The sequence below is a fragment of the Massilia sp. AB1 genome (genome assembly GCF_018119385.1).
Lineage (GTDB): Bacteria > Pseudomonadota > Gammaproteobacteria > Burkholderiales > Burkholderiaceae_D > Telluria.
Map to the genome: position 1 here is coordinate 84,490 of NZ_JAGKSG010000016.1, position 23,657 is coordinate 108,146.

A 23,657-nucleotide genomic window follows, 5' to 3' on the forward strand; every position below is an offset into this window, starting at 1 on the left:
ATGCCCGACTTCTTTTCGCCCGACACGCTGACGCGGCACGTGGCCGACACGATGTCGTTCTACTATCCGCGCTGCGTCGATCCGAGCGGCGGCTTCTATCACTACTTCCTTGACACGGGGACGGTGTACGACCGCGGCACGCGCCACCTGGTGTCCAGCACCCGCTTCGTGTTCGTGTTCGCGAACGCCTGGCGCCAGTTCGGCAAGGACGAGTACCTGGACATGGTGCGCCACGGGATCGACTTCCTGCGCCATGCGCACCGCAATCCGGACACCGGCGGCTACGCCTGGCAGCTGCGCTGGGAGAATGGACAGGCCCGGGTACTGGACGGCGACAACCACTGCTACGGCCTGGCCTTCGTGCTGCTGGCCTACTCGCATGCCCTGATGGCCGGCGTGGAGGAAGCGCGGGCATGGATCGCCGAGACCCTGGCCCTGATGGAAGAGCGCTTCTGGGAAGAAGAGCACGGCCTGTACGCCGACCAGGCCAGCGCCGACTGGTCGCGGCTGGACAGCTATCGCGGCCAGAACGCCAACATGCACGCCTGCGAAGCCTTACTGGCGGCTTACCGCGCTACCGGCGAGCTACCCTACCTGCATCGTGCCGAGACCCTGGCCACCAACATCACCCAGCGCCAGGCCGGCCGCGCGGGCGGCATGATCTGGGAGCACTACAAGCAGGACTGGCAGGTCGACTGGGAATTCAACCTGCACGACAAGGCCAACCTGTTCCGGCCCTGGGGTTACCAGCCGGGGCACTTCACGGAATGGAGCAAGCTGCTGCTGCAGCTCGAGGCGCATGGCGAACAGCTGGCGGGATCACGGGACTGGCTGCTGCCGGCCGCCCAGGACCTGTACGCCACGGCGCTGCGCTATGCCTGGGCCAAGGAGCACGGCGGCCTGCACTACGGCTTTGCGCCGGACGGCACGGTGTGCGATTCGGATAAATACTTCTGGGTGCAGGCAGAGACCCTGGCGGCGGCCGCGCTGCTGGGCGCACGCACCGGGGCGGAACGCTACTGGCTCGACTACGAAAGGCTGTGGAACTACTGCTGGGAGCATTTCGTCGACCACGAGCACGGGGCCTGGTACCGCATCCTGACGCGCGAGAACGTCAAGTATTCGAACGAGAAGAGCCCGGCCGGGAAGGTGGATTACCACACGATGGGGGCATGCTACGACATCCTTCCGGCGCTGGCGCGCCGCCGTAGCGGAAATTAAGAAGTCAGCCACCGTCGCCCCGGCGGAGGCCGGGGCCCAAGTTCAGCGTCTCGACAGCTCTTGCAAACTTAGGTTCCGGCCTGCGCCGGAACGACGTTCATGCCTTAACTAAACGTTCAGAAGTGATATTCGGCCCGCACCATCGGCGTGCTGGCGCGCTGCCCACGCCCCCCGGTGGTCACACGCGAATTCCCGAACTTGTTGTTCCAGAACTGATACTCCACCCCGATACGGAAGCGGTTCTTCTTCTGCCCGTAGCGCGCGCCGATGTCGTACATCAGCTGCATGTCGATGTTGGTCTCCGCGCTGGTCGGGTTGCCCACTTCGTCCAGCCCTTTGGCCGCGATGAAGTTCGCATAGCCCTCGAACGACCAGCCCTCGGCCACCGGAATACCCCAGCTGGCGCTCAGCATCGGATGGTTGTCGTAGGTGTAGCGCCGTCCCGCCACGCCGGAGATCGGCGGGAAGGCGCCGCTCGGCGCATTGCTTTCGTGGATCAGGAGCAGGCTGGTGTTGAGGAAGCCCGGCACGTCCCACATCAGGGTCGGGCCCAGCACCAGCATGCGCTTGCGCGAGTTGTAGCCCACGTCTTCCTTGTGGTTCAGGTCGAAGCCGCCCGTCAGGCCCAGGCCCTTGACCGGGCCGAAGCGCAGCTCGCGGCCGCTGAGGGCGCCGATATCCAGGGTGTGGCGGTACAGCAGGTAGGCTTCTTCCGCGCCCGAGCTGTCGGTCAGCGACTTCGGATCCTTGCTGTCGGACTTGAGCAGGTCCAGGTTGAAGTAGTTGCTGCCGTACTTGTAGCCGCTGGCGTGGGTCAGCGCGAGCACGTGCTTGTTGATGTGCTCCGGGTTGAAGGGCTCGGCGAAGCGGGTGCCGTAGCGCCAGCTGACCGCGTTGTCGCTCCAGTCGAGCGCATTCGCCGCGCCGGCGGCGAGCATCAGGGCGGCGCAACAGGCGCCGCGGATGGTCTTGGTCATGTCATTGTCCTTTTGTCGTGTTTGCGGCGGCCAGGCGCACTTCGATCCGGTGCAGGCGCGCGTCGTCGGCCAGCATGATACTTGGTTCGGGCAGCGGCTCGCCATCCAGCGTCATTCCTTCCTCTCCGTCACGGCTCACCACGATCTCGTAGATCGTCCTGCGGTAGCGGTAGCGCAGCCGGAATCCCGGCATGCCGGGCGCCAGGCGCGGCGCCAGCAGCAGGCGCTGTCCCACGCGCTCCAGGCCCAGCAGCGACTCCACGATCAGCAGCCAGGCCCACGCCGCCGCGCCAGTGTAGCAGCCGCCGATGGCGCGTCCGGCATCCGGCTCTATCGTGCGCACGCCGTCGGTCAGGAAATACGGGGGCGCCGCGTAGCGGGCGCAGTCGGCTGCCGTGGCCGTGCGCGCCGTCGGGTCGAGCGTACGCGCCGCCTGCCAGGCGCGCGCCGCGTCATCCATCCGGGCGAAGCCGATGCCGGACCAGGCGGCGGCCCGGTGATCCTGCCCGGGCCAGGCATCCAGTCCCTCCGCCCAGTGGCGGTCGTAGGGCGGTTCGGAGCGCAGGGCCAGTCCGCCCAGCAGCCGCTCCCCCGCCGCTTCCATGGCCTGTGTAGCCTGCGCCGCGCCGGCCTGCAGCGCCCAGGCCTGGCTCGCCAGGTCGATGCGGCAGAGGCCATTGGCGCTGGAACCCAGCACGCCGCCGTCGGCAAGATAAGCCCAGCGATACCACTGGCCGTCCCAGCCATGCTCTTCCAACTGGGCCGAGAGCGCCAGCGCCGCGCCACGGCAGGTGGTGGCGAAGCCGAAGTCGCCGCGACGGTCCGCCACTTCGGCGAAGCGCTGCAGAACCACGCCCATGAAGAAGCCCAGCTGCACGCTCTCGGTGCGGCTGCCGGGACCGTGCGCTTCCTCGTGCAGGCGGGCGCCGGCCAGGGGCAGGCCGCGCGCGCCGAACTGCAGGCAGCCGCGCAGGCCATGCACGCAATGCTGGTACAGGTCTTCCACCGCCGCCACGCGCGAGGCGCCGCTCTCCCCCGCCTCGACCGGGTTCTCGCCCAGCACCGACTGGTCGCCCGTCACTGCCAGGTAGCGCGCCAGGGCGAAAGGCAGCCACAGGAAATCCTCGGCCGCGGGCGGCGGTCCCGCCTCGACCTCGCGCGCGGCGCGCAGCAGCTGATCGCGCAGCAGTTCGGGGCGGGCGTGCAAGGCGGCCAGCGCGGATTGCAGCCGGATGGCGAAGGCCGGCGCACCCATGGTGCAATTGATGGCCTGGTAGAGCAGCCAGCCGTTGGCAAGCAGGTCGAGCTTGGGCTCGGCCGAGGCCAGCTCGACGCAGCCGAGCGTGTCTTCCCACCAGCGGCGCAGCTGTTCCCAGGCGGCTGACGCGCCTTGTGCACCGCCGTGGCGCTGGACCATGCGGCTGGCGTCCAGGCTGCCGGGGCCGGTGACGCCGAGCACGAACACCAGTTCGCACTCTTCGCCCGGCTGCAAGGGCACGGCCACCTGCAGAGCGCCGCAAGGCTCCAGTCCCGCGCCGGTGCTGCCGGACAGGCCGGCGCGCCCCATTGCCGCCGGGCGCGCCAGGTTCCCGGACTGGCCAAGGAATTCGAGACGGTCGGCACTGACGGCGACGTGCTCGGCGTCCGCATGGAAGAAGGCCACCTTGTCGCCGAAGCCGGCGCCAAAGGCATTGCGCGCGAACAGGGCGCCGCTGGCGAGGTCGGCGCCGGTCACGATCTGCAGGCCGGGCGCCGACGCCGGGTCGTCCAGCACCCACTCCACATACCCGGTCGCGCTCAGGCGGCGCGGCGCGCTGCTGTCGTTACGCAGGCGCAGCACCGCATACTTGAGCGGCACATCCAGCGCCGCGAAGCAGCGCAGTTCGGAGCGGATGCCGTGCGCGCGATGCTCGAACACGCTGTAGCCAAAGCCATGGCGGACCAGGTAGGGCTCACCGGACCCAGCCGGCCATGGGGTGGGAGACCAGAACACGCCGCTGTCCTCGTCGCGTACATAGAACGCCTCTTCCGCCGTCACGCGCGCGCCGTGGTGACCGCACCATGTGCTGGCGTCGCCGCGTTCCGAGACCACGCTGCCGAAATCGATGTTGGCCAGCAGGTTGACCCAGGGTACGGGAGGCGCCGGCGCATCGGCGGCGATCCTCACCACGTATTCCCGGCCATCCTGGGTGAAGCCGCCGATACCGTTGCCGTGCACGAGTGCCGGGGCCTGGAACGCGGGCGTGTCCGCCGTCCATGCGTGCGCCTCCGGCGCCGGCTCGAGCAGCGGCGGCAGCGTGCCGCGGGGGCGCGCCGCGCGGCGCAGCTGGTCGTGCAGGCCGCCACGTTCTTCCAGCAGTACGGCGCTGGCGATGGAGCGCAGCAGGATGCGGTCTTCCTGCGGCACCTCGGGCAGCAGGTGCACATGCACGCCGCCCGGCTGCTCGAAGGAGGATGGGTCGAGCACCGGCGCGGCCAGGTGCATCACCTGCTCGCGCGCCGCGGCGCTGTCGCACAGCACCAGCAGGTCGACCGCCAGGCCGCGGCTGCGCCAGTAGGCGTGCGCCTGCAGGGTCTGGCGCACCAGGTCGGATTCCGGTCCCTGGCCGGCCTGCAGCAGCAGTACCGGCAGGTTCCCGCCGATCCCGTAGGGCGCCAGGTCGGCGCGGCCGCGCACGTTGCGGGCGATGACGGCGGCGTCGGTGCGCAGCGCCGGCACCGGGCGCAGCAGGCAGCCGGCCAGGCGGGTGTACAGCTGGGCGTCGGCCTCGCTCACTTCCATGCGGCGCAGGAAGGCCTGGCCATGGGTCCACGCCGCTTCCACCGCGTGGTCGACGGCGTGGCCGGACTGGAAGCGCTGCGCCAGCTCGCGCGCCGCCGCCAGGCCGCCGGCCGCGCCCAGCACCAGGTCCACCGTCGCTTCCTGGCCGGGCGCCAGGGCCAGGCTGCGGCGCATCGCCAGCAGCGGCTGGTCCGGTTCCGGATCGATACCACCGAGCTCACCGCCGGCCAGCACCGCTTGCGGCGCCAGCAGGTCGTGGCCGTGCCGGATAAAACGCGCGCGGCCGGTCTCGAAGCTGGCGTCGCCGGAGATGCCACGCACCGTCATCAGGTGCAGCACGACCGGCGCGTCCGGTGCGCTCACGCACATCAGCGCTCCGGCCTGCTCCTCCAGCCAGGTTGCCACGCCGCTGCGCCTCCCCGCTTCGGCAGGCGGCGCCGCCAGTTCGACACAGCTGGTCAGCTCCAGGATGCGCGGCGCCTGGCCGCGGTTGGCGATGCGGATGCGGCGCAGTTCCACATCCTCGTCGGGCGCCACCACCACGTCGGTCACCATGTCGATGCCGTGGTCGTGGCGGCGGAAGCTGGCGCGCCCCTCGGCGAACACGGCTTCGATCCGTTCCGGCTGCGCCAGCGTAGGCTGCAGGGTGTTCGACCATAGCTGGCCGCTTTCCGTGTCGCGCACGTAGCAGGCCATGCCGGTACTGCCCTCGCGCGTCAGCAGGCGGTCTTCCCAGCGGGTCCTGGTGGCGCCGTCGCTGGACACCACCGCGTGCAGGCTGCCGTTCGAGAGCAGCTGGACTTCGGGCAGCGCCGTATCGCCTTGCGCGATGACACGGGCGTAGGCGCGCGCAGGCGGAAGCTCGTCCTGCGGAAGGCCGGCGCCGTAGCGCACGGGCGCCGCCGCGCCGGAGGCAGGCAAGGGTTCCTGCAGCAGGCCGCTGGCGGCGCGCAGTTCGGGATCGGCCAGGAAGCGGCGCTGCATCGGCGCTTCCAGCAGCGCCTGCGCCAGCGCCAGCATGCCCATGGCCTGGTGCCGCGCCAGCCATGCGCGCACCACCACCTTGCGCTCGCCCTGGGGTAGGCGCGAGGACGCGTAGTCGGCCGCCTCGTAGTAGCCGTGCTCGCCCAGCAATCCCTCGGCCGTCATCCGCTCCAGGTTGGCCAGGCTGAGCGCCGGGGCCACGGGCAGCGCCAGCAGGGCCGCATAGGGGGCGGCCACCAGCTCGTCCGGCGCGCGCCGCTGCAGCGCCGCGGCGGGAATGCCGAAGCGCCTGACCAGGTAGCGCGCGGAACCGTCGACCGCATTGCAGCCGGATTCCGAGAAGCCCCAGGGCACATCGTGCCGCTGCGCATGCGCGGCCTGGGCGCGCACCAGGCCGCGCGCCGCGCCGTCGAGCAGGGTATCGCGCCAGGACGGCATCAGCACCTGGGGCGCCAGGTAGTCCGACAATGCGCCGCAGCGCGACAGCAGCAGCGCGCCGGCTTCCTCGATGCGCACCGGCCGGCCGAGCGACTGCCAGTGCTCCTGTCCCAGCTGTCCCTGGGCCACCGCCGCGTAACTGGCCATGCGCGCTTCCGATGCCAGCAGGTCGCAGCTGTCGCTGTCGAGGCGCTCGTCGCGCACGTGGTAGCCCGCCGCCAGCAGGCCGGCCGTGCTGTCGACCAAGGCGCGGAAATCCATCTTCGCCAGCTCGCGCGCCTGCTCCGCCAGCTCCCTGGCGCGCGCCAGGCGGCGCCGCGCGCAGTCGCGGCCCTCGGCCACGTGACGCGCCAGGGCGGCGTTCGATCCCGGCGGTTCGAAGGCGGCCAGCTCGCGCAGGGTCGGGATGCGCGTCAGGTCGGCGCCGATCACGTATTCCTGGGCCGTGCGCATCCATGGCGCCAGGGCCAGCACTTCGTCGAGCTGGGCCTCGCATTGGGCTGCCAGGCGCACGGCCCAGTTGCGCAGGCCGGCCGGCGCGTCCTCCGGCAGCGACTGGCTGAGCCGGCGGGCTTCGGCCGCTACCGCGCGCAGGCAGTCCGCCAGGCCCGGCAAGGTGTCGGTGGCCCGGCAGCGGTCCGGCTCGAGGGTGCGGGCGACGGCGGCCACCGCGCTGCGGACGGATGGCGGCGCGTCGGCTGCGCAATCCTCGACCACGCGCAGCGCCGCCCGGATGCCGTCCAGCTGCGCGGCGCCGGCGACGGGGCGGTCCGGCAGCTCGTCCAGGCCGGCCGCCAGGATGCGCAGCGCCAGCAGCAGGCTGCCGCTGTCGGCGGTGGAGACGAAGGCCGGCTCCACGGGCGCCAGGGTGGCGCCGTCGTACCACGCGAACAAATGCCCGCGCCAGCTCTCCAGCAGCTCCATCGAGGCGAGGATGGACTGGGTGCGCGCCAGCAGCTTGCCGGCCGTGAGGAAGCCGAAATCGTGCGCGGCCAGGCCTGCCAGCAGCGACAGGCCCATGCCGGCGGGCGAGACGCGCGCATCCACGGCGGGCTGCGGATGCTCGAGCACCGCTTCCGGCGCCAGGCGCTTGGCGCCGGGATGGTCTTCGAAGAAGCTCCAGCTGCGCCGCGCCAGCGCCTTGAGGAAGACGGTTTCGGCGCCGCTGAAGCGCGGCGCGCGCTGGCGCGAGGGCTGGCTGAGCCACCATGCCAGGGTGGGCGACAGGAACCAGACCAGCAGCAGCGGCGCGGCCGAGAACAGGGCGTAGGGATTGGCGAAGGTCAGCAGCACCGCCGTGCCCACCGCGAGCGCGGGCGCGAACCACATGCTGCGCCAGTTGTTGACGATGGCGGCGCTCGGCCGCGCCAGGAAGGCCGGGCGCGACTCCAGCAGCCGGCGGCGCGACACCTTGCGGCGCCACAAGGCCTTGGCGGCGGCGTCCATCTGGCAGTAGGCGGCATGCGGCAGGAAGGCGACCGACAAGGCGGCGCGCACCAGCGGCACGCGGGCGCCGCGCGCCCAGCCGTCCAGGTGCTGGCGCCAGGGCGCGTCGTGCGGACGGTCGGCCAGCGCCACCAGGCTGCCCGCCAGGGCCGGCAGGAAGAACACCGCCAGCACGGCCATGCTCCAGAACACCGGCGCGGCCAGCAGCGACCAGCACAGGATCAGCAAGACCAGCAGCGCGGGCTCGGCCAGGCTGTCGCGCAGGCGGTCGAACAGGCGCCAGCGCGCATCAGGCTGGACCAGGGAGGCTGCCCGGCTCCCCAGGCGGCCGGCGATCTGCCAGTACGCCCTACCCGCGCGGTGGCGGCGCAGTGCGTGCTCGCCATAGCTGGCGGGATGCAGGACGCCGAGCCGCAGGTCGTGCACGCTGCCGCAGCGCAGGCGGTCTTCTTCCGGCAAGCCGGGCGCGAAACGTTCTTCGTCGCGGCTGTCGCCGCAGGCGCGCTGCCAGGCGTCGACATCATAGATCGCGGCCCAGCCCAGGCCCGCGTCGTCGCCGGCGCCGCAGCCCGCCCCGTGCGCGGCCCAGGTGCCGGCGCCGTCTCCCCACAGGCGCTCGTAGCGGGTTGCGCCCTGCTCCGGCGGCGCGGCGCGCAGGCTGGGACGCAGCAGGCCGTGGCCTTCGAGTACGCGGCCGTCCTTGCCCAGCACCGGCTGGTTCAGCGGATGCGCCATCGCCGCCACCAGGCCGCGCGCGGCGTCGATCGGCAGGCCGGTCGCGGCATCGATGGCGATCACGTAGCGCACTTCAGCGAGAGCCTGCAGCGCGCCGGCCGCAAGGACGAAATGCTCGCGTGCCGCTCCGCACAGGTAGGCATTCAGGTCCGCCAGCTGGCCCAGGCGCCGCTGGCGCCCGATCCAGGCATGTTCGCTGGCGCTCCAGGTGCGCGCCCGCACCAGCAGCAGGAAGGGTTCGATCCTGGCGGTCGCCGCATCCGGCTCGCCATGCTCGTCGTAGGTTTCGACCACCTGCTCGTGGCCGTATGCCGCATTCAGCGCCTCGATGCCCCTGCGCGCCTGTTCCAGCAGGGCGGCGTCTTCCGGCATCTGCTCGCTGCCGGCATCCGGCAAGTCGGCCAGCAGGCAGAAACGCAGGCGCGGGTCGCGGTTGCCGAGGTAGCGCACCTCCAGGTCGCGGCACAGCGCGACCACCTGTTCCTGGTCGCGCAGCGCGGCCGACACGGCGACAATGGTTTGGGCGCCCTTCGGGATGCCGGCGCCGAAGTCCATGCGCGGCGTCGCGGGCGGCGATGCGATCCAGCCGTTCATCATGCGCACCAGTGCGCGCGCCAGTTCGCTGGCGCCCACCAAGGCCAGCAGGCCGATCACCACCAGCAGCGCGATGCCGGCGCCGTCCTGCCGCGCATGCACCACGAGCGCCGCCGCGAACAGCAGGCTGAAGGAGCAGACGGCGCCGATGCGCAGCCCCAGGCTGCGGCGTCCCAGCCGGCGCATCGGGCTTGCGCCGCCGCGCAGGCGCTCTTCCAGCTGCGCGCGGCCCGCTCCCGCCAGGTAGAAGCCGACGTGGCGGGTGCGCCGGTCCAGCCCTCCCTCGCCCGGCGCCAGGTGCACGCCGGCCAGCGCCAGCGCTTCCTGCGCCACCTCGGTCTCGCTGTGTCCCGTGGCCTGGGCCAGGCGCTCGACGGCGTGCCGGTACAGGTCGCGCGTGGGCCCGTCCATGCGGCCATAGCCGCCGTCCGGATCGCCGCGCAGCACCTGCTCGACCGCGCCGATGTCCTCGGCGAAGGCGCGCCAGTCGACCCCGCCCGCCAGGCGCAGGCTGTCCAGGCTGTTGGCGGCGGAAACGGCGTCGTCGGCCTGTTCGCTGTGTTCGAGCTGGATCTGCTGGGCGATGCTGCCGCCCTCGTCCTGCAGGCGCGCATCGACCCAGTCGAGCGCCTGCGCCAGCAGCGCGCCCTGCCCTTGCAGGCGGCGCGCCAGCTCGGCCACGAAGCTGCTGCCCAGCGGCTGCACCCCGCGCGCCATGTCGGCCACCAGCAGGATCAGGTCGCCCGGGCGCTGTTCGCTGGTGTCGACCATGCGCGCGGCCCAGCCGGCCGCCTTGTCGCGCTCCAGGCAGGCGCGCGCGGCGCGCTGGGCCAGGCGGCGCAGGTTGTCGATCAGCGCCATGCGCAGCAGGCAGGGCAAGGCGTCCAGTTCGGCCAGCGCCAGCGGCGCGCCTTCCTGGTAGGCGGAGAGGAAGCGCGACAGCTGGTCCGGCTCCACCTTGCCGTCGCCATGCGCAACCGCCTCCAGCACCAGCCGCCAGGCGCGCGGCTCGCCGTCCGCTTCTCCTCCGGCTTTCAGGCGCGGCAGCGGACGCACGCCGTGCAGCAGCTGGCCGCGCGCCAGGCGCACCTGGGCGTCGATCAGGTGGTATTGGCCGAGCAGGCGGCTGCCGGCGGGCGGCAATTCGATGCCCGCGTGGGCGGCGCGGTCGAGCGCATCGCAGGCCTGGGCAATGGCCGCAGCGTTCTCGTCCAGCAGGGAAAGCAGGTCGGAGGCGGAAGCAGGGGCGGCCGGCTGGTGGCTCCCGGCGAGCTGGCGGCCGTGCACGGCCAGCTGGGCCGCGCTGAGGGGCGCGGCACGCAAGGGTATGTCATCGCCCTGACCGTGGCCAGGACGCGCAGGCGGCTCGTCGGCCATCGGATTGTTCTCCAGTTTCGACAGGGACACACAGGCGCGCACCGCCGGAGGCGCACTGCCTCCACCATGCTAGAAGAATGGCATGGCGGATACTGTGCGGTGCCGAACAAAGGCGCTGGAGAGGCCGCCCTTGTTGCCCGGATGAGTCAGTGCGCAAGGGCGACGCCGCCGGCCAGGCACCAGGTGTGGGAGCGTCCGAGGCGGCGCAGCAGGCGGGCCGCGCGCAGGCTGCGGGCGCCGCTGCGGCAGACGAACAACAGCGGACGGGTGTCGCCGGCCAGGAAGTGGCTTGCATGTTCGGCCAGGCGCGCCAGCGGCAGGTTCTGAGCCGGCCGGCCATGCAGGCGCGCTTCGCCGGCGCCATGCTCGCGCAGGTCGCGCACATCGACGACCAGCGCGTCCGGATGCTGCTCCAGCCAGTCCATTGCGGCTGCGCTGTCGAGCTCCATGCCCTCCTCGCCCAGCGGGGCGGACGCCGCCAGGGCGACCGGGCGCTCGCTGTCGGCGCGGCAGCACAGGGCTCCCTGCGCCAGTTCGGGCCAGACCTCGCGGCCGCCGGCGAACACGAAGCGCGGGGCGTCCCGCGTGCCGAACAGGTAGACGTCGCCGCCGCCATGCTCCACACGCGTCAGGAGCGCGCCGCCGAATTCGATGGAGGCGGAAGCCGCCGGCCAGCCGGCTGCGCCGCCGAATGCACGGCCCAGGGCTGCGGCGCCCGCGTCATCCATGCCGGTATGCAGGGCCGCCAGCAGGCGGTAGCCGCCCGCGCGCAGCATGTGCGCGGTGCGCGCGGCCTGGGCGGCCGGCGGATCGATCGCGATGCAGGAACGGGCGGCGGCGTCGAACAGCAGCCAGCCTGTCTTGCCTTCGGCGTCGAGCTGGGCCAGACCCACGCCCCCCAGCAGCGGCGACGGCGCCAGCACGGACATGGCCAGGGCGCGGCCGCAGCGGGCGATCCGGGCGCAGGCGCGGTCGATGGTGGCCTCGTCCACCAGCGGGCCGAAGGACATGCGCACCGCCGACGCGCTGCGTTCCACCGGCAGGCCCATCGCATCCAGCACATAGCTGGGCGCGGCCTTGGCCGCCGAGCAAGCCGAGCCCGCGCTGACGCGCACCCCGGCGGCATCGAAGATCTCGAGCAGGTCCGAGCTGCTGGCGCCCGGCACCGAGAAGTTGAGGGTGGTGGGCAGCGCATGGTCCAGCGGCGCGTTGAAGGCGATGTCCGGGAAGGCCGCGCGCAGCGCCTGCACCAGGCGCGCGCGGCAGGCCAGCAGTTCTTCATGGCTGCGGAAGGTGTCGCCCCTTTCCAGCGCGGCCAGGACGGCGCCGAAGGCCGCGATGCCGGCCATGTTCTCGGTGCCGGAACGCTGGCCCTCTTCCTGCCCGCCGCCGCACATCAGCGGCGTGTAGGGTGCGCCCTCGCGTACGTAGAGCATGCCGATGCCCTTGGGCGCGTACAGCTTGTGGCCGGAGAACGGCGCGTAATCGATGCGGGTGCCGGCCAGCGCCAGCGCCAGCTTGCCCAGGGCCTGCACGCAGTCGACCATCCACAGCGCCGGACTGGCGGTCTCGATCAGCACCGACTCGATCGCGGCCAGGTCGGACACCACGCCGGTCTCGTTGTTGGCGGCCATGGTGCAGACCAGGGCGGCGCGCGGCGCCAGCTCGCGCAGCACGTCCAGCCGGTGGCGGCCGTCGGCGTCGACCGGCAGCGCGCGCAGCTCCAGGCCCGTGCCCAGCAGCCGGTTCCAGTGCGCCAGGCTTTCCGGCACGGCCTTGTGCTCGGTGGCGCCGTAGAGCAGCAGATCGCCGCAGGCCTCGCCGCGCGCACGGCGTTCGCGCACGGCGCACAGGGCCGACAACACCGCGGTCTGGATGCCTTCGGTGGCGCCGCTGTTGAACATGACCCTGCCCGCAGGCGCACCGATCACGCGGCGCGCCGCCGCCCGCGCCGCTTCGCGCAATGCGCGTGCGCGCAGGCCGGAAGCATGGCTGCTGCTCGGGTTGCCGAAGCACTCGCCCATCGCTGCGGTGGCGGCCTCGATGGCGGCCGGGAGGACGGGAGACGTTGCATTGGCGTCAAGGTAGATTTCAATGTTCATGAATAGGTGACAAAAAAACAAAAAGTAGTCGCATATCGTCTTATTGTTAAGTAATATATGCTACGGATTTCAAGAGGTAGGGACGTCCTAAATTCACTGGTTTATGGTCGAAATGAAGCATAATCATTCTCATAATCAATAAATCGACACATGAATTCTCTCGACAAGTTTGACTGCGCGATTCTTGCGGCATTGCAAGCGGACGCCACGCTCTCCATTTCCGGTCTCAGCGAGAAGGTCGGCCTGTCCAGCACCCCCTGCTGGAAACGGGTCAAACGCCTCGAGGAAGAGGGATATATCGAAAGCCGGGTCAGCATCGTCAACCGCAACAAGGTGGGCCTGCCGGTGACGGTGTTCGTCAGCGTGCGCACGCCAGAACACGACGAAAAATGGCTGGCGCGCTTCGCCTCCGCCGTGGAGGCCCTGCCCGAAGTGCTGGAATTCCACCGCATGAGCGGCGACGTCGACTACCTGCTCAAGGTGGTCACGACCGACATCGCCGGCTACGACCGCTTCTACAAGAAGCTGATCAAGACCGCGCGCCTGACCGGCGTGTCCTCGGCCTTCTCGATGGAGCAGATCAAGTGCACCACGGCGCTGCCGCTGGAGCTCATCTCGCACGGGCTGCCTGCCTGAAGCTGGCTTAACTGCTCACCGGAGTGCCTGGCAAAGCCCATGGCAAGGCGCACCGTCGAAGACGGTACGCTAGTACGGCGAGACGGCGCAACGCCGCCATGGGTTTTGTTGGGCGCTCCGAATCATGCGATGATGGCGTCCGTTGCAACTACGGAGACCAAGGGAATGCCATCCAAAATGAATATGGCGCCGCTGGCGCTGGCGGCGCTGCTCGCCGTCCATGCCAACGCCGCCGAACAGGTCGTCAAAATCGGCGTGAGCGGTCCGCTGTCCGGATCGAACGCCTTCGCCGGCAAGGACAACGAGAACGGCGTGCGCCTCGCCGTCGAAGAACTCAACGCACAGAAGCTCCAGGTCGGCGGCAACACCCTGCGCTTCGAGCTGCAGTCCGAAGACGACCAGGGCGATCCCAAGCAGGGCGTGACCGTGGCGCAGAAATTCGCCGACGCCGGCGTCAAGTTCGTGCTGGGCCCGTACAACTCGGGCGTGGCGATTCCCGCTTCGCGCGTCTACAACGACAACGGCATCCTGATGTCGACCGTCGGCACCAATCCCAAGATCACCCAGGCCGGCTACCCCACCGTGTTCCGCATGGTCGCCAGCGACACCCAGGTGGGCGGCTCGATGGCGTCCTACGCGGCCAAGGAACTCAAGGTCAAGAACATCGGCGTGATCGACGACCGCACCGCCTTCGGCCAGGGCGTGGCGATGGAATTCAAGCGCCAGGCGCAAGCCGCCGGCGTGAAGATCGCGGGCCACGAGTTCACCACGGACAAGGCGAGCGACTTCGCCGCCATCCTCACCTCCCTCAAGGCCAAGCGCGTGGACGCCGTGTTCTACGGCGGCTATGCGCCGCAGGCCGCGCCGATGGCGCGCCAGATGAAGCAGCTCGGCCTGAACGTGCCGCTGCTGGGCGGCGACACCCTGTGCAGCCCGGAGATGGCGAAGCTCGGCGGCGCGGCCGTGGGCGAGAACGTGCGCTGCGCCCAGGCCGGCGCGATCCTCGCCAAGCAGGCCGGCGGCCCGGCCTTCCTGGCGGCCTACAAGCAGCGCTTCAAGCGCGACCCGGACGTGTACGCGCCCACCTTCTACGACCAGACCAAGTTCATCGCCCAGGCGATCAAGAGCGCCAATTCGCTGGACCCGGCGAAGGTCGGCCAGGCGATGCACAGCATCAGCTACCAGGGCGTGGTCGGCACCTACGGCTACGACCCCAAGGGCAACCTGAAGAAGACCGCGGTCACCGTGTACACCTTCAAGAACGGCGCCCTGAGCCCGCTGGCCAGCTACTAATAACAAGGACCCATCCATGAAACACATCTTCAAGCTCGGCGCACTCGCCGCGGCCGCCGTGCTGGCCTGCGCCCCGCTGTCCCCGGCTGCTGCCGCCCCTGCCGCGAAAGCGGAACGCGTCGACACCCAGCCCGGGAAGACGATCAATAAGCTGGCCGACGAGTACTACGACGCAGTGGCGCGCTTCGAGCCGGTGTATGCGAGCGAAGGCGGTGACAACCGCTTCATCGACCAGCTCGGCCTGTCGATCGCGCCGAAGAACCGCGAGCGCCAGTTCGCGCTGTACCGCGACTACCTCAAGCGCCTGCAGGCGATCCCGCGCGACAAGCTCAATAGCCGCGACCAGACCAGCTACGACATCCTCAAGTTCGAGCTCGACACCGCGCTGCGCCTGGCGCAGTACCCGGAGCACCTGCTGCCGGTCGACCAGATGGTCAGCATGCCGGTGATTCTGGCGAACTACGCCAGCGGCCAGGGCGCGCAGCCGCTGTCCACCGTCAAGGACTACAAGGCCTACCTGAACCGCCTGACCCAGCTCACGCCCTGGATCGACCAGGCGATCGTCAACATGCGCGCGGGGATCAAGGCCGGCATCGTGCATCCGCGCGAGCCGATGCAGTCGCTGCTGCCGCAGCTGCGCCAGCTGCTGGCCGCCACGCCGGAAGCGAGCATCTTCTACACGCCGATCAAGAACATGCCGTCCACGTTCTCCGCCAGCGACAAGCGCAGCGTGAGCGAGGGCTACCGCAAGATCATCAGCGGCAAGCTGAATCCGGCGCTGAACCGCCTGGCCAGCTTCGTCGAGAAGGAATACCTGCCGGCGACCCGCAGCACCGCGGGCTGGGGCGCGCTGCCGGACGGCGCGGCCTGGTACCAGGCGCGCGTGGCGGCCATGACCACGACCGACCTCAAGCCGGAACAGATCCACGAGATCGGTCAGAAGGAAGTGGCGCGCATCCAGGGCGAGTACGCCCAGATCGGCCCCAAGATGGGCTACAACGGCCCGGCCGCCGGCCTGCCGAAGTGGGTGTCGGAGCAGCCGAAGTTCAAGCCCTTCACCTCGGACCAGCAGGTGATCGAGGTGTTCCGCGAGCTGGACGCCAAGGTGCGTACCAAGCTGCCGGCGCTGTTCACCCTGAGACCGAAGTCGCCGCTGGACCTGCGCCTGGAACCGGAACTGTCGCGCGCGACCGCCTCGGACCACTACACCCCGCCGGCGGTGGACGGTTCGCGTCCGGGCGTGTTCTGGTCGGTGGTGAACGATCCGAAGGACTACGGCAGCACCGGCATGGTCACCCTGTACCTGCATGAGGGCCAGCCGGGCCACCACTTCCACATCGCGCTGGTGCAGGAGCTGGGCCTGCCGAACTTCCGCAAGTTCGGCGGCAACAACGCCTTCACCGAAGGCTGGGCGCTGTACGCGGAGACCCTGGGCAAGGAGATGGGGCTGTTCGACAAGCCGGAGGATTACTTCGGTCACCTGAACGACGAGATGCTGCGTGCGGCGCGCCTGGTGGTGGACACCGGCATCCACTCCAAGGGCTGGAGCCGCGAGCAGGCCATCAAGTACTTCCAGGAGACGCTGGGTTACTCGGAACACGAAGCGCGCGCGCAGATCGAGCGCTACATGGTGTGGCCGGGCCAGGCGCTGGGGTACAAGATCGGTTCGCTCAAGATCATCGAACTGCGCAAGCGTGCGGAGGCGGCGCTGGGTGGCAAGTTCAGCCTGCCGAAGTTCCATGAGATCGTGCTGGGCGAAGGGACGCTGCCGCTGGCGGTGCTCGAAGCCAAGGTCGATAAGTGGATCACTGAGTCGAAGTAAAAGCGATCGTAGTCCGCACCCTATGAACGTCGTCCCCGCGAAGGCGGGGAGTCATTGCCGCCAGTGGCGGGAATGACGGTTTTAAGGATGCTGGTGCTGACAGCGCTTGCGCTGTTCAAATAAAAAAACCGGGGCACGCCCCGGTTTTTCTTTTACCGCTCGATCATGAAGACCGGATAACGCCGCCACTCCGGTTCGCGGTACCGTTCGCAGTTCGCGAAAATGAAGTCCAGCACCGCCTCCTGGTTGGCCAGCAGCGCCGGATTGGCCGCCTTCCACGCGCTGAACTTCTCGGCAAGCAGGGGCTCGGCGCGCAGCAGTTCTTCCGCGTGATCCTCGAACACGTAGTCCGAATACGCTTCCTTCTTCTCCAGCACGCTGTTGAAGAAGCCCCAGCGGAAGAAGCTGTCGTGGGCCAGCGGCTCCAGGGTCTCGACCGCATAACGGGCCTGGTCCTGGTCCAGCGGTACGATGTAGTCGCCCGCGCGCAGCTGTACTTGCCCCTGGCGCTTCTCCAGCACCACCTCGTCGTGGAACATGTGTCCCTCGTAGGCGTTAGGGCGCGAAGCCACCGACACGATGTGGTAATAGCCGACATCCTGCACGCGGTCCGCTTCCACGCGCTCCATGCGCACGCCGTTCCACTGCAGGCGCTCGATCGCCTCGCGCCACTGCTGCGGCACCACGTAGGCGCGCGGCGCGGTCACCGTCACGTCGGCCGGGAAGCGGTTGTACCAGGCGATGTCGCGCTCCCACGGGCTGCTACGGTCGTACCACAGGCGGGTGTACTCGCCCAGCACGCTCTTCTTGTACTTGGCCTCGTAGCCCTTGAAGCGGAAGGTAGCGGGATTGGCCTCGTCCATCACCCAGCGCACCGGCCACTCGGCGCGCGAACGGCCTTCTTCCTTGGCCGCGCGGCGCAGCTGCTGGATGCGGTCCGCATGCCGGACCGTGAAGTCGAGCGCGGTCTCCACCAGCGCGCGCATCGAGTCGTAGCGGTCCTTGAAAGGCTTGAGCATGTGCGTCTCGGGCATGAAGCCGATCGTGTGGTGCAGGGCCGCGTAACCGGTCGAGAAGCGCGCCGTCTCGAGGAAGTCGGCAATGCCGTGGTCCGGGCTGTCCTTGACCGGGTTCACGTAGGGGCAGGTCGGCCAGCCGCGCTGCTCCATGTCGGCGTACATTGCCGGCAGCATCTCGTCGCGCAGGAAGTCGCCCAGTCCGCCGCCCAGCTTGTCGGTCTGGGTGTGGATCAAGGTCATGGTGTAGCTGTAGTCGGCGCCGTTGGAGGTGTGAGTGTCGACCATCACGTCCGGATCCCAGGCCGTGAAGAGCTGGTTGAACACCTGGGCCGTGAGCGTGTCGCACTTGACGAAGTCGCGGTTCAGGTCCAGGTGGCGGCTGTTGCCGCGGAAGCCGAACTGCTCGGGGCCGTCCTGGTTCACGCGCGAGGTGTCGGCGCGATTCAGGCTGCCGTCCACGTTGTACAGCGGGACGAACAGGAACACGGTCTTGCCCAGCGCGGCCAGGCGCTCGGGCTGCAGGCAGAAATCGCGCACCAGGGCCATGCAGGCGTCCACGCCTTCCGGCTCGCCCGGGTGGATGCCGTTGTTGTTGAAGAAGACCGGACGGCTGCTCCGCTTGATGGTCTCGCGGTCGAACACGCCGTCGCTGCTCACCACGCCGGCGTGGATCGGCACGCCGGCATCGGACACGCCCACCTTGTCGAAGCGCAGCACGTCCGGATAGGCGCGCGCGAGTTCCTCGTACCAGGCGATGCAGTCGGCCCAGGTGGTGGTCTGGTTCAGGTTGCCCTTTTCGTAAGGGGTCTTCAGTTCGTTGGACATGGTATGTTCAATCAGGATGTTAAGGACTGCGCCAGGGTCACCGGCGCCTCCAGGGGCAGGGAAATCGCGACGTCGGTGCCCTCGCCCGGCGCCGAACGCACCTCGAACACGCCCTGCAGCGCGTACACGCGCTCGCGCATGCCGATGATGCCGATGCCTTCGGAGGCGCTGGCGACGTCGAAGCCGTGGCCGTCGTCGACCACGCGGATGCGCAGCTTGCCCTTGGCTTCGTCCAGCAGCAGGCTGACGTGGGCCGAGCGCGCGCCCGAATGCTTCATCACGTTGGACAGCGCTTCCTGCACGATGCGATAGGCCGAGATCGCGAGCTCGTTCGGCAGGCGCGCGAAGTCGCCTTCGCTGTGCAGGTCGAAGCGGCAGCCGGAGGTGGAATCGTAGTGGCGCACCATCTCTTCCACCGCGCCGTGCAGGCCGAGCATGTCCAGCACTTCAGGGCGCAGGCGGCGCACCAGGCGGCGGCCGTTGGCGTACAGGTCGAGCGCGAGCTTGGTGATGGCTTCGGACTTGCGCTTGATCTCGTCCACTTCCTGCCCCTGCGGCGCTTTGGCGGCCAGCGCGCCGATGGCCTGGGCCTCCAGGCGCGCGGCGATCAGGGACGCGTTCAGTTCGTCGTGAATCTCGACCGCGATGCTCTTGCGCTCGTCCTCGATGATGGAGTTGACTTTCTGGATCAGCTTGCGCTTGTCGGCGTCGGCGCGCACCGCCTCGTTGCGCGAGGCCAGCAGGTCGCGGGTGCGCTCGGCCACCTTGTTCTCGAGGTCGCGCTTGGATTCGTCCAGCGCCAGCGACATGTCGCCGATCGAGGACTGCAGTTCGCCGACCTCGCCGCCGGTGGTCACCGGCAGGTTGACCCGGTAGTTGCCGCCGCGGATGGAGCGCAGCGCGCCGATCGCTTCGCGCAGCGGCACCGTGAGCGAGCGCGCCAGCACCCAGGCCAGCACGCCGGAGGCGGCCAGGGCCAGCGCGGCGATGGTCAGCTCGACGCGGAAGCGCGCCGCCTGCTTGTCCATCATGTTCGCCGGCGACATGGTCACCCGCACCCAGCCCACCACCTCGGTGGTCAGGGTCGGCGGACGCGACACGCTCGAGGCCGAGACGTGCGGCGTGCCGTTGTCGGTGAACAGGTTGATCCACACCACCTGCTTGCGGATCGGCGCCTCGTAGTAATGGGGCTGGGCGTCGCGCGCGGCTTCCGAGACCACGCGCACCGCGGCGCGGCCGCTGGCGTCGATCACGTCGATGCGGTAGATGCTGATGTCGGACTGCACCAGGCCGTTGATGGTCAGGCGCAGGTCGGACAGGTTGCCCGAGATGACGTTGTATTCGCTGGTTTCGGCCAGCGCGCGCGACAGGATGCGGCCGCGCTCGGCCAGTTCTTCCGCCACCTGGGCGCGGTGCGCGTACCAGGAGTACCAGACGAAGGAGGTGAACAGGAACACCACCGGCAGCATGGTGATGAAGGCCATGCGCCGGCCGATGCCCCAGCCGCGCCAGAATCGCAGCTTCATCACTGGCCCGCCGTGGTGGATGCGGCCTTCTGCAGCGTGCCGGGCGCGGGACGGGCGAACTGGCGCGCGGCCTCGGTCACGCGCAGGTCGAGCGACCTGGCCACGCCCTCGTTGATCACGGTGCGGAAGTAGCGCGGGAACTGCGGCGGCGCCAGCTCGCCGGTAATCACGAAGGCGGCGGCGATTTCCGCCACCTGGGTGTTGATGTCCTCGATTTCCGAATAGGTGCTGGCCAGCGCCCCGACCTTGACCATGTCGGCGGAGAAGCCGATCACGCCCTGCTTGCGGCGGTAGGTCGAGAGCAGGATGTTGCGCACGCTCTCGGTGTTGTAGACCGCGCTGTCGGGCATCGCCAGCAGCGCTTCGGCGCGCGTCATGCGGTTGAGCGTGTGGTTGATGTCGTCGCCCGGCTCGAAATGCTGGATCTCGACTTCGCCGTCGAGCACCGGGCGCAGGAAGGCGGTTTCGGGACTGAGCATCGCGCCGATGCGCGGCTGGCGCCCGTACAGCAAGGTGGCCAGGCGCAGCTGGTCGGCGGGCGCCGGCTCGGCGTAGACGGCGGTGAGCGACATGGCGCGGTTGCGCGCGAGGCGCGAGGTGATCGCATGCCATACCTGGCTCGAGGTATAGGCCGAGATCACCACGCAGTCGCAGCGTCGCGCCACGGCGTCGCGCAGCGCGGTCGGGCCGATCGTCACGTACAGCATGCGGCGGCTCTGGGCCAGCTCGGTGCGGAAGGCGGCGAAAGTGGGAACCAGGCGCTTGTACAGGTCTTCGGCGATGCGGCGCGTGACCTCGGTGTCGTCGCCGGTGACGATCTGGAAGCGGAAGCCCGTGGTTTCAGGTTCGCGGTACTGTTCGGCAAGGGCCGGGGTGCAGGCAATTGCCAAGGCCAGCGCGCCGAGCGCCAGCCTCGCCTGCCGCAGGAAGCGCTTCATCCTGCGCTTACGGTTCGATCAGGCCGTGCTTGACGGCCAGCAAGGTGATGCTGGCCTGGCGGTGCACGCCCAGCTTTTCCTTGATCGACTGGCTGATGTTGCTGATCGTCTTGGTCGACAGGTCGAGCTTTTCGGCGATCTCGGCGTTGGTCATGCCCTCGGCCATCAGCTTGAAGATCTCCAGCCCGCGCTCGTCGAGCTGGGACTGGGGCGTCACCTCGCCGCGCACCGCCATGCTGGCCAGGCGCGCCGCGATCTGCGGCAGGAAGTACAGCTTGCCTTCGCGCGCATAGCGCACTGCGGTGGCAAGGTCGGCCGGATCGCAATCCTTGGTAACAAAAGCGTGGGCACCAATCCGGTAGGTTTCCTTGATCAAACTATCTTGATCAAACTGGCTGAGGAAAACAATTTTTGCCTGCGGGTCATTCTTGAGAATGGTCTGCGCCGCATCCAGGCCCGTCAGTTCGGTACCGAAACGCATGTCGAGCACGGCCACGTCGGGCTTCTCGGCGGCGTACAGCGCGGTGGCTTCATTCGGGGTCTTGGCCTGTCCCACCACTTGCATCCCTGCCGCTTCGAGCGACATGGCAAAGCCCGTCATGACGATCGGATGATCGTCGGCAAGCATGACACGGATGGGTTTGCTGTTCTGTGTTGCCATCTTCTCTCCGGGCTATCGCAGCCGCTGACATCTACCTACCAAACAGTGGCATCCCAGCTTACCAGCATGCGGAAGAACCAATGTGACAAATGGATTATTCCATACAACGCCCCGGCGCGCGAGTGGCCTCATCTGTATAGACGAGGATGAGCAACAGTCTGCCGTCGCACATTCAGTAACAATATTGCCATCTAATCGCTTTACATTCTGCTATGACCTAGCATATAGTGATTCCAACGAATCGCAGTTTTGTTTTCCCAGCAGGTAACATAGCGCTTCAATAAGAAAGGAGAACGGCCATGCACTTCTCTCAACTGAACGATGGAACGGGCGGCAAGGCGGGACGGGTCGCCCTGGTTGCAGGACTGCACGTGCTGGTGGCGATGGGTGTCATGCACACGATGAACTCCAAGACCTTCAAGCTGCCGGACCTGGTCGAGGACCGGCTGGTGTGGATCAAGCCGGACATTCCACCGCCGCCTCCGCCGCCGAACCCGCCCACGCCGAAGGCCAAAGTGGCGCCGCCGGAGATCGTGGTGCCCAAGCCCGAGGTGACGCCGGTCGAGCCGCCGCCGGAACCGACCGTGAGCGCCACGACGGAAGCACAGCCGCAGCCGCTTGAACCAATGCAGTCGGCCCCGAGCGAAGCGCCGCCGGCCCAGCCCTCCACCAACAGTGGCCAGATGCGCAGCGCGGTGCTGGCCGACGCCAACGGCTGCGCCAAGCCCGACTACCCGGCGCGCGCCGCCCGCAACGGCGAATCCGGCACCGTGACCCTGGCCCTGATGGTCGGCGCCGACGGCCGGGTCAAGGACGCACGCATCCAGAGTTCGAGCGGCTCGCGCGACCTCGACCGCGCCGCCCTCAATGCGCTGTCGCTGTGCCAGTTCAAGCCGGCCATGAACAACGGCGTCGCCGAAGCCGGATGGGCGCAGTTGGCCTACGCCTGGGTGCTCGAATAGCAGAACCGTTTTTTCCCCTCTTTGCCCGCCCCTCCTCCCAGCCCGGCGGGCTTTTTTTCGTCCATGAACAGGTCAAAGAACCTGCGGGAGCACAACAACAATAAGGAGAGAGAAGCATGGAAGCCGCTGTTCCACCCATACCTTTGCCGAGGACCGTTCCGCTTGCGGGCCTCGCGTCCAGTCTTGCCGCCTGCCTGGCGCTGGCCATCCTGGGCTGGCTTGCCCTGGCCCCCTCGCCGGTCCCGGCGCCGGTCCTGCTCGAACCGGCGCGCTGGCAGGCGCGCGCCATGGAGCACGTGGCCGCGCTGAGCGTGGCGCCGCGTCCGATCGCCACCGAGGCCAATGCCGAAGCGCGCGGCTATATCCTGGAACAGCTGCGCGCCATGGGCTTCGCACCCGAGGTGCAGCGCGCCACGGTGCGCCGCTCGGTCGTCTCCTTCGGCGTCCACACCAGCATCGGCGTGGTGAACAACATCGTCGTGCGCATTCCCGGACACCGGCAGGACCGGCTGCGCCGCCCCGCCCTGCTGCTCGCCACGCATTACGACAGCGGCACGGCCACCCTTGGCGCGGCGCGCGCGGCGGCCCCGGTGGCGGCGCTGCTGGAAACCGCGCGGGCGCTGCGGCGCGAGGCAGCGGGCACCAACGCGAGCGCCAACGACATCGTCCTGCTGTTCGCCGACGGCGAGCATGTCGGAGGTCTCGGCACCAAGGGCTTCGTAGAGCAGCATCCGCTGGCCAGGCGAATCGGCCTGGCCCTGCGCTTCGACAGCGCGGGCAGCGGCGGGCCGCTGCGCCTGTTCGCGGCCAGCGGCGCCGGCAAGGATGCGCTGCGCGGCTGGGCGCGCGCCGCGCCCGACGTGGGCGGCACCTCGCTGGCGGCGGAACTGATGCCGCCCATGCCCCAGCATCCCGACATCGGGCCGCTGGCGGAACTGGATGCGCCGGTGCTGCTGTTCGCGAATACGGAGCAGCGCTTCGACGGCGAGCGCGCCAACGACACCCTGGAGCGGCTGGAGCGCGCCAGCTTGCTGCACATGGGCGACGTCATGCTGCGCCTGGCGCGCGAGTTCGGCGAGGCGCCGCTGGCGCGCGGCAGGCACGCCACGCATGCCTGGTTCTCGCTGCCCGGTGTGGGGCCGGTGCACCACTCGCCCGACCTCGGCTGGGGCGTGGCGCGGGTGTCGCTCCTGCTGCTGCTCGGCGCTTGCGTGCTGTCCTTCCGCCGCAGCGGTGCGATCCCGGCGGTGCAGGGACTGTTCGGCGCCGCGCTGCTGCTGGTGGCGGCGCGCACCGCCATCTGGTGGCAGCGCGAGGCG

At 69.3% G+C, this 23,657-nt stretch carries 13 protein-coding genes; 6 read left to right on the forward strand and 7 right to left on the reverse strand.

The window, feature by feature from the left end; translation table 11 throughout:
* Entirely contained in the window at window positions 1-1,221 is a 1,221-nt protein-coding gene (locus J8847_RS11680) for an AGE family epimerase/isomerase (RefSeq protein WP_211524875.1), read from the forward strand.
* 116 nt (window positions 1,222-1,337) lie between these two features.
* On the opposite strand, the gene J8847_RS11685 is transcribed toward J8847_RS11680, so the two are convergent.
* From J8847_RS11685 to J8847_RS11695, 3 genes are all read right to left on the reverse strand, one after another.
* Window positions 1,338-2,198, reverse strand: a complete 861-nt coding sequence (locus tag J8847_RS11685) for an outer envelope protein (protein ID WP_211524876.1) — start codon at window positions 2,196-2,198, stop codon at window positions 1,338-1,340.
* Window position 2,199: 1 nt separating this feature from the next.
* Entirely contained in the window at window positions 2,200-10,584 is an 8,385-nt protein-coding gene (locus J8847_RS11690; RefSeq protein ID WP_373999890.1) for a GH36-type glycosyl hydrolase domain-containing protein, read from the reverse strand.
* A gap of 116 nt (window positions 10,585-10,700) precedes the next feature.
* A complete protein-coding gene (locus J8847_RS11695) occupies window positions 10,701-12,656 on the reverse strand; it encodes an aminotransferase class V-fold PLP-dependent enzyme (RefSeq protein ID WP_211524877.1) in 1,956 nt (651 codons plus the stop codon).
* Window positions 12,657-12,806: 150 nt separating this feature from the next.
* On the opposite strand from J8847_RS11695, the gene J8847_RS11700 reads away from it, so the two are divergent.
* The 3 genes from J8847_RS11700 (at window position 12,807) to J8847_RS11710 (ending at window position 16,407) form a co-directional block, all read left to right on the forward strand.
* The gene (locus J8847_RS11700; protein WP_211524878.1) at window positions 12,807-13,292 is read left to right on the forward strand and encodes an Lrp/AsnC family transcriptional regulator; all 486 of its coding nucleotides are present in this window, start codon (window positions 12,807-12,809) and stop codon (window positions 13,290-13,292) included.
* A 165-nt stretch (window positions 13,293-13,457) separates the two neighbouring features.
* A complete protein-coding gene (locus J8847_RS11705) occupies window positions 13,458-14,585 on the forward strand; it encodes a branched-chain amino acid ABC transporter substrate-binding protein (protein WP_211524879.1) in 1,128 nt (375 codons plus the stop codon).
* A 16-nt stretch (window positions 14,586-14,601) separates the two neighbouring features.
* Complete coding sequence (locus tag J8847_RS11710) at window positions 14,602-16,407, forward strand: DUF885 family protein (protein WP_211524880.1); 1,806 nt, start codon at window positions 14,602-14,604, stop codon at window positions 16,405-16,407.
* A gap of 152 nt (window positions 16,408-16,559) precedes the next feature.
* Here the strand turns inward: J8847_RS11710 and J8847_RS11715 are convergent, their stop codons facing one another.
* The 4 genes from J8847_RS11715 to J8847_RS11730 are packed head-to-tail and all read right to left on the reverse strand — an operon-like array spanning window position 16,560 to window position 21,376.
* The gene (locus tag J8847_RS11715) at window positions 16,560-18,251 is read right to left on the reverse strand and encodes a M14 family zinc carboxypeptidase (protein WP_211524881.1); all 1,692 of its coding nucleotides are present in this window, start codon (window positions 18,249-18,251) and stop codon (window positions 16,560-16,562) included.
* An 11-nt stretch (window positions 18,252-18,262) separates the two neighbouring features.
* Window positions 18,263-19,777, reverse strand: a complete 1,515-nt coding sequence (locus tag J8847_RS11720) for a sensor histidine kinase (protein ID WP_211524882.1) — start codon at window positions 19,775-19,777, stop codon at window positions 18,263-18,265.
* Window positions 19,777-20,715: a hypothetical protein gene (locus J8847_RS11725; RefSeq protein ID WP_211524883.1), complete on the reverse strand. Its 939-nt coding sequence runs from the start codon at window positions 20,713-20,715 to the stop codon at window positions 19,777-19,779. Before J8847_RS11725 ends, J8847_RS11720 begins: the two co-directional genes overlap by 1 nt.
* Before the next feature lie 7 nt (window positions 20,716-20,722).
* On the reverse strand, window positions 20,723-21,376 hold the full coding sequence (locus J8847_RS11730) for a response regulator transcription factor (protein ID WP_211524884.1): 654 nt from the start codon (window positions 21,374-21,376) through the stop codon (window positions 20,723-20,725).
* Window positions 21,377-21,675: 299 nt separating this feature from the next.
* Here J8847_RS11730 and J8847_RS11735 point away from each other — a divergent pair, with 299 nt between their 5' ends.
* The gene (locus J8847_RS11735; protein WP_211524885.1) at window positions 21,676-22,338 is read left to right on the forward strand and encodes an energy transducer TonB; all 663 of its coding nucleotides are present in this window, start codon (window positions 21,676-21,678) and stop codon (window positions 22,336-22,338) included.
* Between the two features lie 116 nt (window positions 22,339-22,454).
* Window positions 22,455-23,657, forward strand: a 1,203-nt coding sequence (locus tag J8847_RS11740; RefSeq protein ID WP_211524886.1) for a M28 family peptidase, incomplete at its 3' end; no start/stop codon positions are given.